This window comes from Sphingobacterium sp. MYb388 (assembly GCF_037479535.1).
GTDB lineage: Bacteria > Bacteroidota > Bacteroidia > Sphingobacteriales > Sphingobacteriaceae > Sphingobacterium > Sphingobacterium anhuiense.
Window position 1 is genome coordinate 869,197 of the sequence record NZ_JBBGYV010000002.1, and the last position, 12,383, is coordinate 881,579.

Annotated in this window: 8 protein-coding genes; all 8 read left to right on the forward strand. The window is 39.8% G+C overall.

The window, feature by feature from the left end:
- The first annotated feature begins 2 nt into the window (after positions 1-2).
- The 8 genes from WH188_RS09555 to WH188_RS09590 all read left to right on the forward strand — a co-directional run bounded on the left by WH188_RS09555 (position 3) and on the right by WH188_RS09590 (position 12,280).
- Positions 3-761 carry an SDR family NAD(P)-dependent oxidoreductase gene (locus WH188_RS09555; RefSeq protein WP_168127396.1) on the forward strand — a complete coding sequence of 253 codons (759 nt, stop codon included), beginning with the start codon at positions 3-5 and terminating at the stop codon, positions 759-761.
- 46 nt (positions 762-807) lie between these two features.
- On the forward strand, positions 808-1,824 hold the full coding sequence (locus WH188_RS09560) for a zinc-binding alcohol dehydrogenase family protein (protein WP_168127397.1): 1,017 nt from the start codon (positions 808-810) through the stop codon (positions 1,822-1,824).
- Between the two features lie 581 nt (positions 1,825-2,405).
- Positions 2,406-3,626, forward strand: coding sequence for an enolase C-terminal domain-like protein (locus WH188_RS09565; RefSeq protein ID WP_168127398.1), 1,221 nt, complete (start codon positions 2,406-2,408; stop codon positions 3,624-3,626).
- Between the two features lie 11 nt (positions 3,627-3,637).
- Positions 3,638-5,278 (forward strand): sodium:solute symporter, encoded by a 1,641-nt coding sequence (locus WH188_RS09570; protein WP_168127399.1) that lies wholly within the window; start codon positions 3,638-3,640, stop codon positions 5,276-5,278.
- On the forward strand, positions 5,262-5,702 hold the full coding sequence (locus WH188_RS09575) for an L-rhamnose mutarotase (RefSeq protein ID WP_237682801.1): 441 nt from the start codon (positions 5,262-5,264) through the stop codon (positions 5,700-5,702). The genes WH188_RS09570 and WH188_RS09575 overlap by 17 nt, the downstream gene beginning before the upstream one ends.
- 152 nt (positions 5,703-5,854) lie before the next feature.
- Complete coding sequence (locus WH188_RS09580) at positions 5,855-8,278, forward strand: glycoside hydrolase family 95 protein (protein WP_168127400.1); 2,424 nt, start codon at positions 5,855-5,857, stop codon at positions 8,276-8,278.
- 84 nt (positions 8,279-8,362) lie between these two features.
- Positions 8,363-9,133 carry an SDR family NAD(P)-dependent oxidoreductase gene (locus tag WH188_RS09585; RefSeq protein WP_168127401.1) on the forward strand — a complete coding sequence of 257 codons (771 nt, stop codon included), beginning with the start codon at positions 8,363-8,365 and terminating at the stop codon, positions 9,131-9,133.
- 348 nt (positions 9,134-9,481) lie between these two features.
- Positions 9,482-12,280, forward strand: a complete 2,799-nt coding sequence (locus WH188_RS09590; protein WP_339423889.1) for a sugar-binding domain-containing protein — start codon at positions 9,482-9,484, stop codon at positions 12,278-12,280.
- The last annotated feature ends 103 nt before the right edge of the window (positions 12,281-12,383 follow it).

The following is a 12,383-nucleotide window of genomic DNA, read 5'->3' on the forward strand; positions in this document are numbered from 1 at the left end:
CTATGTTAACAGCATTTTCATTAAAAGGCAAGACAGCCTTGATAACAGGTGGCGGAACAGGTATTGGATTTGGAATAGCAAAAGCAATGTTGGAGGCGGGTGCGAGAGTGGTCATTGTAGGCCGTCGAGAAGAAACGCTACAGCAGGCGCAACTCGAATTAGGAGGGGATGTTCATTATTTTGTCTTTGATCTAGCCAATACAGAAGCTATTCCAGGATTGATAGATCGTATAGAATCTGCAGTAGGGCCAATTGATATTTTAGTCAACAATGCAGGTGTTCATTTAAAAAAATATGCACTGGAAACTAGTGATGCTGAATTTGAAAAAATTATACAGACCAATGTGCTCAGTGTATTCAGCCTAAGCAGGTCGTGTGCCGCTAAAATGGTTGAAAGAAAAGATGGAGTTATTTTATTTATTGGGTCTATGACCGGAATGTTTGGTATGGATCGTGTCTCGGCTTACGGTACTTCTAAAACTGCTTTGACTGGCCTGATGCAAAATCTGGTCACAGAGTTTTCGAAATATAATGTAAGGGTCAATACGTTAGTTCCGGGATGGATAGAGAGTCCGATGTTTTTTAAAGCAATTGGTGACGATCCGCAGCGAAAAGAGAAGATCATTAATCGGATTGCTATGGAAGGTTTTGGAAAACCTGAAGACGTGGGAAATGCCGCAGTTTTTCTCTCCTCTCCAGCAGCACGTTATATCACCGGGGTTTTATTGCCTATTGATGGTGGGGCGACTGTTAATTTTTGACCTAAGGTCAAATTGAACATAAACAAGTATTTTTTTAATGAAAAACATGAAAGCAATTATATTGCATGAACCAGGCCGGTTCGAATATATTACGAAAGAAAAGCCATCAGATCTTAAACCTGATGATGTATTGTTGAAGATAAAGAAAGTGTCGATTTGCGGTACCGACCTCCATGCATACAAAGGTAAGCAACCTTTTTTTACTTATCCACGTATTTTGGGGCATGAAGTATCTGCCGAAATTGTTGCAGTAGGAAGTGAAGTGAAAAGGCTTAAAATTGGAGATAAGTGCACAGTTGAGCCTTATCGTAATCTGGTAGAAGATCAGGCAGTGCGCAAGGGTAAAACAAATTGTGGGAGCACCTTAACCGTATTGGGCGTTCATGAAGATGGTGCAATGCAGGAATACATCACGTATAAAGCCACTAATGTACATCTTACAGAGGGGCTTGATGACGATCAGATTTCCTTGGTCGAACCTCTGGCGATTGGTGCGCATGCTGTAGACCGCGCTCAGATCTTGCACGATGACACAGTTTTGGTGATCGGTGCCGGCCCTATCGGATTGGGTGTTGCTGCTATTGCGCGCTTGGCGGGTGTGAAAGTTGCGGTTGTGGATTTGTTACAAGGTAGGCTGGATTTTATTAAGCATAAATTTCCTGAAGTAGAAACCATCTTATTGTCAGATACCATAGAAATGGATATCAGGGATGCCTTTAACGGAGAATTGCCTACCATGCTGTTTGATGCAACGGGTAGTAAAGTATCTATGGAAAATTCGTTTAACCTCGTTGCGCAAGGAGGAACTATTGTTTTTGTAGGATTATTTGTTGGATCTGTTACTTTTGATGATCCTAATTTTCATCGGAAAGAAATTACATTAAAAGCAAGCCGTTCTGCCCGGGCTCAAGACTTTAAGAAAGTAATCCAGTTGATACAAGCGGGACTTATTGATACGGATGGATACATTACCCACCGGATTCCTTTCGATCATCTTATTGATGACTTTGAAACGTTGTATCAACCAGACCAAAATCTGATTAAGGCTGTTATCGATTTTTAATTTAGAAAATTATAAATGCTGACGAAGAAAACTAGGTCGTTATAATAAATGACAGAATGAACTAGCCTTATTAATAACTCAAAAAAATGTTTTATATATACTTTTTGTTTCAAAATTATTTAAAAATATAATATCCTTAAAGTTATTTTTTAAGATGGTTAGTGTGTGGTGCAGGAGCAATTCTGTGCCACATTTTTGTTTTAGTTGCTGATATGCTCTTATATTCAAAAACACATTATTATTTATTTACATTTTTAGTCCATTAAGACGTATGGTAAATAGCTTGAACAAATTGACCAGAGATATAAGATTTTGCTAGTATTTTATGTTAATATAGTATCAATACTGATTAATAATCCGTCAATCAAAACTATTTATTTAGGTTAATTTTATGATCAGTAGAGAACCAATGATATCACTAAGAATCGAAGCACTTACCGGTAATATGTACTGATGATCGTCATGGACGATGGGAGGTTGGTTTTAAATCAATATGTGTCTTAGGAAAATAGGGTTTATGGTGAACATGAATAAAACTTCGGAAATAGTGATAATTAAAAAATAACAGTTTAAATAAATAGATGATAACGAGATTTGATATCGAAGATAAACGCTTTCCTTTGAATACAGGAGCTGGAAGTGATGCTGTGCATAAAGACCCAATTTATTCTTATGCCGTAACCCGATTAATGGATGACAAAGGCCGTGTGGGTACTGGATTAGCCTTTACTATTGGGGCAGGTAATGAATTAGTATGTCAGGCTGCGGCCTTTTATGCTGAACGCTTAGTGGGCAAAGGGATAGAAGAAACAATGGCCGACTTTGGTCGCATATTCAATGCGCTAAGCAATGAACAGCAGTTTAGATGGTTGGGCCCCCATAAAGGAATTGTGCATTTGGCACTGGCTTCAGTAACCAATGCTTGTTACGATCTATGGGCGAAAACTAGAGGTGTGCCGCTATGGAAATTGTTGACCGATCTGACAGCTAAGGAGATTGTGAATACACTTGATTTATCGTATTTAGAAGATGAATTGACCGCTCAGCAAGCGATTGCTTTGCTAGAAACGAATTTGGTCACGAAGGATAGCCGTATGGGTATCATTGATAGTGGCTATACGGGATACGATACTTCAGTGGGCTGGTTTAACTACTCGGATGAGCAAGTGCGGGAGAATTGCCGTAGGGCTTTAGATAATGGTTTTAGTGCGATGAAGCTGAAGGTTGGAAGTACTGACCCGCTCCGTGATATTAAACGTGCTCATATTGTAAGGGAGGTAGCCGGCGATGCCGCTACAGTTATGTTGGACGCAAATCAGCAATGGACACTTCCGCAGGCACTGTCGATCTGTGATGAACTGAAAGCGATGAATCCCTATTGGATTGAAGAGCCTACACATCCAGATGATATTTTAGCACATAAAACATTAACAGATGCAATAGCGCCAATTAAGGTTGCAATGGGTGAACATGTCCCCAATCGTATTGTATTTAAGAATTATCTACAGCTAAATGCCGCTGGATTTGTGCAGGTCGATGCTGTCAGGGTAGGTGGTGTTAGTGAATTTATCAGTGTAAGTTTATTATGTCGAAAATATAATATTCCGGTAGTGCCACATGTGGGCGATATGGGACAATTACATCAGCATCTGGTGCTTTTTAATCATATTTCCATGGGGCATGAAGCATTATTCTTAGAACATATTCCGCATTTAAAATCCCATTTTGTACATCCTGTACAGATTGAAGGAGGCGTGTATAAAACTCCTATGGAAGTAGGAAGTAGTTGTGATTTACTTTAATTAATAATTTGATGTTAGGATCGTTAGACTTAAGTATTGCCATCATTTATATACTACTCATCTTAGCGGTAGGGATATGGGCAGGGGTGAGTCAGAAACTCGAAAATAAAGGTTCTGCCAGTGACTATTTTTTAGCGGGCAAATCGTTGAAATGGCCGGCAATAGGACTTGCTCTTTTTGCAACAAATATATCAACGGTCCATTTAGTTAGTTTGGCACAGAGCGGATTTGATACCGGGTTGTTGAATGGTAATTTTGAATGGATGGCAGCTTTTACCCTTATCCTGCTTGCTTTGTTTTTTGTACCGTTTTATCTGAAGTCAGGTGTTTCAACTTTACCTGATTTCTTGGAACGTAGGTATGATAAAGCAAGTCGTGAATGGCTGACGATGATATCCATTGTATCGGCAATTGTGATTCATATCGCATTTTCGATGTTGGCAGGGGGGATTGTACTTAAAACACTTTTTGGTTTTGATATGTATTTGAGTATTACCGTTATCTGTATTATCACGGGCATCTATACGATACTCGGAGGTTTACGGGCCGTGGTTATAACGGAATCTATCCAGACTATTGTTCTTTTGGCTGGTGCTTTTATTATCAGTTTTGCTGCTTACGATAAGATGGGCGGATGGATTTCGATGAAGGATGTTTTGGTTGATGAAGGTCAGCTTGAACGATTATCGATGTTGCATCCCCATGGGGACAGTAGTGGTATGCCATGGTATGCCGTGATCTTAGGTTACCCCATTTTAGGTATCTGGTACTGGTGTGCGGATCAGACGATTGTGCAGCGGGTACTCGGTGCTAAGGATGAAAATCATGGCCGCGTAGGTGCACTTTTTTGTGGGTTTATTAAAATCTTGCCGGTTTTTATTTTTGTTCTTCCTGGATTATTTGCCTACACTTTATTTAAAACGGGGCAGTTGGATCTGACAAGCTTAGGTGTTGACGTTGCCGGAAATGTAAATTCAAAAGGTATCTATACGTTGATGATTACACAATTGTTGCCATCTGGTTTGATCGGGGTATTGGTCGCAGCTTTGCTATCGGGTTTAATGAGTCAGATATCAGGTGCACTCAATTCTATTTCCACTATGGTCAGCTATGATATCTATAAGCAGAAGAGACCACATGCAACAGATAAGCAGCTTATAACTGCAGGTAAAATCTCGGCAGTAGTAGCTATGGCTTTTTCTTTAGCTCTTCTTCCTTTGTTAGATAAATACGAAAGTATATTTAATGGAATCAACGATGTAATTGCACATATCGCACCGCCGATAACATGTGTATTTCTTTTAGGAATCTTTTGGAAGAAGGCTTCTGCGGCATCTTCGAAATGGACACTATGGATCGGTTCTGCATTGGGTGTGATTGTCTTTATCGCGAATAAGCTTTTACCAGGAACATGGATAGGCCAGATCCCCTTTATGGTGATGGCCTTTTACCTGTTTATAATCTGTGTGTTGATACAAATCATATTTTCTTATCGTTTTCCTGTGCAACATACAGCCGAAAGTAAGGAATTATACTGGAAAAATCCACTGGAACCTCTTAAGGGAAAAGCTTGGAAAGGTATTGGAAATTATAGGGTATTATCGGGACTATTGTTATTAATTGTTGTGGTATTATATGGAATATTTAAATAAAAAGGTATTACTTCGATTTGTAATCGGGTTAGTGATGGTTTCATTAATCTTCGTCGGATGTAAAGATAACGGTTCACTTCAAAAGGTGAAACGGTATGCATCTGTCACTGGGCTTAAAGAGGAGAAAATAGAGGAGTATAAAAAGCTTCATGCAGCGGCATGGCCTAGTGTGTTAAAAATGATAAAAGAATGTAATATTCAGAATTACTCCATTTACTTAAAAAAAATAGACGGGAAAAACTATCTCTTTAGTTATTTTGAATATGTAGGTGATAATTTTGAATTGGATATGAAGAAAATGGGAGATGATCCGGAGACACAGCGCTGGTGGAAAGAGACGGATCCCTGTCAGATTCCGTTACCGGATGCTGCAGCAAAGGGTGCAACTTGGTCAGATATGGAAGAGGTTTTCCACACGGATTAAAATGCATATTGTATCTTAGAATTTTCGCTATCGAAAAATTTATTTGATTTTAATTTCGTTTATGTAAACGAAATCATATAATATATCATTAAACAGAGTGTCATGTGCTCATTTTTACCAATTAAAACCGACACTCATAACTAATAATTGCAATGAATAATACAAAGCAACTTGCTGCTTGTTTACTAATTTTTTGTATTGGTATTTCGACTTTGAAAGCCCAGGATGCAAAAAGGAATAAAATTTGGTATGAAAGTCCGGCTAATGCACTTGTTAAAGATGCGGCAAATGGATGGGAAAGTGATCCCGAATGGCTGAAAGCATTGCCTGTAGGTAATGGTTCACTTGGAGCTATGGTATTTGGCGATGTTAACCATGAACGTATACAGCTTAACGAGATGACGTTATGGAGCGGTAGTATGGATGATGGCGATAATCCTGATGCACCGAACGCACTCAACAAAATTAGGCAATTGCTCTTTGAAGGAAAATACAAAGAAGCGACAGCGCTAACGAATAAAACACAGATAACGAAGGGTAAGGGATCTGGATCCGGAAATGGGGCAAACGTGCCTTTTGGTTGTTTTCAGACATTAGGTGATCTGCGGTTAGATTTTGGATCGGATAAACCATATCAAAACTACTATCGCGAACTGGATCTGATGAGCGGAATAACGCGGTCAACTTTTATTCAGAATGGCGTCAAGTTTACGAGGGAAGTGTTTGCTAGTCATCCGGATCAGGCTATTGTCATTCGTTTGACTGCGGATCGTCCCGGAGCAATTCAGGTTGCTCTGAACCTGGATCGACCGGAAAGGTTCGAGACACTTGTGGTTGACAATAGGCTGCAGATGTCAGGAACGATGGACAACGGTAGAGGAGGAGATGGAATGAAATATATTGCGCAGGTCACTCCGGTGCTGGAAGGCGGAAAAATTAGTGCATTAGGTAAAGCGATCCAGATTACTGGGGCAAATGCATTGACTCTGATTGTGACGGCTAAGACAAATTATAAGCAGGAATATCCAACATTTGTTAATCCAAATTTTGAAAAAGAGCATGCTCAAATCGTGGCTAAGATTGTGTCTAAAAAATATCCGCTTCTGAAAAAGAGACATACAGAAGATTTCTCGTCTTATATGGACCGAGTGGACTTTCGATTAGGAAATGTAAAGAATGATCAAGCAACAAACACCTTGATGGCTAGTAATGTGCAATCTGGGAATGAACAGGTTTTGTATCCATTATATTTTCAGTATGGTCGATATCTCCTGTTGTCATCATCACGAGATGGTGGATTACCGGCAAATCTGCAAGGAATCTGGGCTAATAAAATACAGACTCCGTGGAATGGTGACTACCATACGGATATCAATGTTCAGATGAATTATTGGCCGGCGGAAGTGGCAAACTTATCGGAATCGCATCGACCATTGATGGACCTGATTGCTTCTTTAGTGGCCCCGGGTCAAAAGACTGCAAAAACACAATATCAAATGTCGGGTTGGGCCCTGCACCCGATCACAAATGTATGGGGGTATACTTCTCCTGGAGAAAGTGCGAGCTGGGGCATGCACATTGGTGGTGGCGCCTGGATAGCGCAACATATTTGGGAACATTATGCTTTTACAAAGGATAAAGCTTTTTTAACCAAAGCTTATCCGATCTTAAAAGAGGCTTGTCTATTTTATTTGGACTGGTTGGTCGCTGACCCTAAAACTGGCTTTTTAGTTTCTGGTCCTTCTCCATCTCCTGAAAATTCATTTAAAGCTCCTGACGGTTCTGTGGCACAGATCAGTATGGGCCCATCACATGATCAACAGGTTATTTTTAACCTTTTTGAAAATACGCTTAAATCAGCTGCGATTTTGGGAGGTGAGCAAGATGCTTTTGTGAAAAAAGTACAGGTGGCTAAAGGGAAATTGGCAAGACCAACTATAGGAAGCGATGGCAGGTTAATGGAATGGGCACATGAATTTGAGGAAGTTGAACCTGCTCACAGGCATTTGTCACATCTATTTGCCTTTTATCCGGGTAACGAAATAACGGTGAATAAAACACCGGAGCTAGCTAAGGCGGTACAGAAATCTTTAGAAAAACGGGGTGATGATGGTGTGGGATGGACCTACGCATGGAAAATTGCACTGTGGGCAAGGTTGCATAATGGTGATCGTGCATTGACGATGTTGAATAAGCAGTTGAGGCCAACTGGAGATATGAATACAAAATATGATGGTGGTGGTGGAACATATTATAATATGTTTGACGCTTGTCCTCCTTTTCAGATTGATGGTAATTTTGGTGTGATCGCAGGAATGGCTGAAATGCTTTTGCAAAGTCATGAAGATTTTATAGAATTGTTACCCGCATTGCCGCAAGGCTGGAGTGACGGTGAAGTATCAGGTTTAAAGGCTCGAGGAGCTGTCGAAGTGGATATGAATTGGCAAGGAGGTAAATTGAAGTCTGCTTTTGTCAAAGCAAAATACGCTACTACCTGTAAAGTAAAATATAAGGGTCGTGTAGTTGAAGTCAAACTGACTCCTGGAAAAAGCGTTAATTTACAGAAATTGCTATAGTCGTGATCACGGTACTGGCATAAAGTTGACAAGAAAAAGCTTATGGGCTTTTAATAATAAATAGCTATAAAAAGATCGAGTTCAATGAAAGAATTGAAGGATAAAGTAATCTTGATTACCGGCGGAACAGCGGGGATTGGATTGGCCTGCACACAAGCGTATGTTGCTGCGGGGGCGTATGTCGCTGTCATCGGATTGGACGAGCTGAGTGTTGCGGAAACGATAAAAACAATAGGTGGTGAGCATCTGGGGATTTGCTGTGATGTGTCTCAAGATCAGGATGTACGGGAGAGTGTAGAAAAGATAATAGCTCGTTTTGGAAAGCTAGATGCTATTCATAACAATGCCGGATTGGGTTCCCCATCAAAACCTTTGCATACAACAACAGATGATGAGTGGGATCTCTTGATGAATGTGAATATCAAGAGTATCTTGTTGACGACACGTCATGGTTATCCTCATTTAAAAGCGTCGAAAGGCTGTATCATACATACAGGGAGTTTGGTGGGAGAGATCGGACAGGAAAATCATGCGGCTTATTCGGCGACAAAAGGTGCCATAAATGCGCTTACTAAATCAATGGCGCTGGACTATGCAAAAGATGGAGTAAGGGTTAATACTGTGCTTCCTGCAGCAGTAATGACGCCAATGCTTAAGACATGGGCTCAGGAGCAGGCCGATCCCGATAAGGTCTTTGATTTTTTGAAAGATATTCATGCATTGGGCTACTGTCCTGATGGTGATGTGATCGCTGATGCCTGCGTATTTCTATTGTCTGATAAAGCACGCTTTATTACGGGAGTTAATTTACCGGTGAGCGGTGGTGCAGAGCTGGGTTACAGAAGAAATGTGTAGCGTGTACTTAATCTTATTAATGAAGCAGGAAATAGAGATAGCCTTGGGGTTTCAAATTGAAACTCTGGCTCGGAAAATAAAGGTTGATGCTATCTATTGGTGCGTTAAGAATCGTCGATTACATATTTATTTTTTGGAATGATAGTATTATTGAATTAAAATCAATAAAAAGTTTTTATATTTTCAGTGTGGTATTAAAAAAAAGGAAAGTTCATCTACCGGATCGGTGAACTTTCCTTTTTTTTTACATGTTTTTGAGCATTTTGTCTATTGTCTATACCGCTGTCTGCTAGCTAAATTTGTGATTGTGTTAAATACACGATGTTGAATAAGGAATAAGCAAAAACTATGATAACAATTAAAAATTTTCTTCGCTATGGTCTGCTTTTAAATGGCTTGACCTTTGGTGCTGTTGGTTATGCGCAGGAGAAACTGGATCTTTCCGGCAAATGGTCGGTTGCATTGGATTCTTTGGATATTGGCGAGAAGCAGGGGTGGCCGACACAATATTTTAAGCAGTCCATGCTTTTACCGGGTACGACTGATGATGCTGGTTTGGGAACTGCAAATACGCTAAAGCCCGCTCTTCAAAAACCACAAGTGTCACACTTGACACGTAAACATGCGTATCTAGGTTCTGCCTGGTATAGTAAAGCTATCACTATACCCACGGCTTGGGACAAGAAGAGGGTGATCTTAAAACTGGAAAGAACAATCTGGAAAACAAATGTCTGGGTAGATGGTCAAAAGGTAGAATTGGAGGAAAATAGTATAATTGCCCCTCATTTTTATGATATAACACCTTATTTAAAGGCGGGAAAAGAGCAACAGATTACAATCAGAGTGGACAACCGTAAGCTTTTTGATATCAGTACTGATAATATGGGACATGCTTATACCGATCATACACAGATTATCTGGAATGGTGTTATCGGTGAAATTAGTCTGCAGGCATTAGATCAGGTTAACCTTTCCGATATACAGGTTTTTCCTGATTTAGTTCGAAAAATAGTTCGCGTAAAGGTTAAGGCACATAATTTTGATAGTAAGGCAATTAAGGGGACCCTTAATGTGCAGATTGGACAGCAAGCTAAAAATGAAATATACCCGAACAAGGAACTTGTTTTGAATCCCGGTGTAACAGAACTGGAATACGAATATCCGATTGCAGGTGATGTAAAAACCTGGAGTGAGTTTACTCCTGATCTATATACTTGCGAGGTATTCTTGAAAACCAAAAAACATCAATCTAAGGAAAATGTGCGTTTTGGTATGCGCGAATTTGCATCAAGGGGCAATGCTTTTGAATTGAATGGCATGCCTGTTTTCCTGCGCGGTACTTTAGAATGTAATATTTTTCCTTTAACCGGACATCCTCCGATGGATAAAGCGGGATGGGAGAAAGTTTTTATGACGGCAAAGGAATGGGGTTTGAACCACATCAGATTTCATTCTTGGTGCCCACCTAAGGCAGCATTTGATGTTGCGGATGAAATCGGGATGTACTTGCAGGTAGAGCTTCCGGTATGGTCTTTAACGATTGGACAAGATGCGCCTACTACAGCATTCCTGTATCAGGAAGCAAGCCGTATGATTCGTGAATATGGTAATCATCCTTCTTTTATGATGTGGAGTATGGGTAATGAGTTGCAGGGTGATATGAAAACCTTAAATAAGTTGGTCGATTCATTGAAATCGGTTGATAAAAGGCATCTGTATGCTAATACATCTTACACGTTTGAAAGTGGACATGGAGATCGACCTGAATATAATGACGATTTTCTGATTACCCAATATACGAAAGATGGTTGGGTAAGGGGACAGGGTGTATTTAATTCGAAATCACCGGCATTTAATACAAATTATGAAAAAGCGGTTGCGAATTTTCAAGTTCCAATTGTAACCCATGAAATCGGTCAATACGCAGTATACCCTAATCTGAAAGAGATTGATAAATATACGGGTGTATTGGAACCAATCAATTTTAAGGCGGTAAAAAAGGATCTGGAAAAGAAAGGGATGTTGGGGCAAGCCGATTCTTTTACGTCTGCTTCAGGAAAACTAGCAGCAATACTGTATAAAGAAGAAATTGAAAGAGCGCTTAAAACGGGTGGAATCAGTGGTTTTCAATTGTTGGATCTGCATGATTTTCCTGGCCAGGGAACGGCTTTGGTTGGATTGCTTGATGCTTTCTGGGATAGTAAGGGTGTGATTGATGCGAAGACTTTCAGCCAGTTTAATGCGCCGATTGTTCCTTTACTTCATTTTCCAAAGGCCACGTACACGAACTCAGAGCGATTTGAAGCGCAGATCGCGGTATCAAATTATGGTGGCAAAATACTTAAAAACCAGGAAATCGTATGGCGCATCAAAGACGGAGAAAAAGTTTTAAAAAGCGGAACAGTTGTTGGTAATCTTTCCAATGGATACAATGCGGGCATTGGACAGTTGCAGTTTGATTTGGGAGAAGTACCGACGGCATCAAAATTGTCTGTGGAAGTTGATCTAAAAGGTACTACATATACCAATAAATGGGATATCTGGGTATATCCTGCATCAGAAAAAGTTTCATATGGTGATGTGCATTACACAAGAGATGTGAATGAAGCATTTGTACTGCTGAATCAGGGTAAGAAGGTCTTATTGAATCCGGATTGGAAAAAGATAAAAGGACTGGAAGGAAAATTTGTACCTGTATTCTGGAGCCCGGTTCATTTTCCTAAACAGGCGGGAACAATGGGAATGTTGGTCGATCCTAATCATGCGATGTTTAAAAAATTTCCAACAGACTTGCATACCAACTGGCAATGGTGGGATCTGAATATCAATTCCACAACAATTATCGTTGATTCATTGTCAGGTGGTCAATCAGTGATTCAGATGGTGGATAACTTTGCTAATAACCGTAAATTGGCATTGGCTTATGAAGCGAAAGTTGGTCAGGGTAAATTAATGTTGGTTTCAATAGATCTTGCTCAAAAATTGGATGAACGTTTTGTAGCAAAGCAATTGTTGATCTCTACGCTGGATTATATGAATAGCAATCAATTTAATCCAACAGCCATTCAAAATCCGGAGCAGATTAAAGCATTGATGATTAAAACAGATAAAGAACAATTGAAAACAGATCCCAAGAGTATTTATTAAAAAAAGGCTATAGAGGGGGAAAATAGATCGTACTATTTTTCTGACTTTTAGTCCATGAATAAAATCTATTTTAAATATAATTTTAAAAACGATCAAGTAGCAT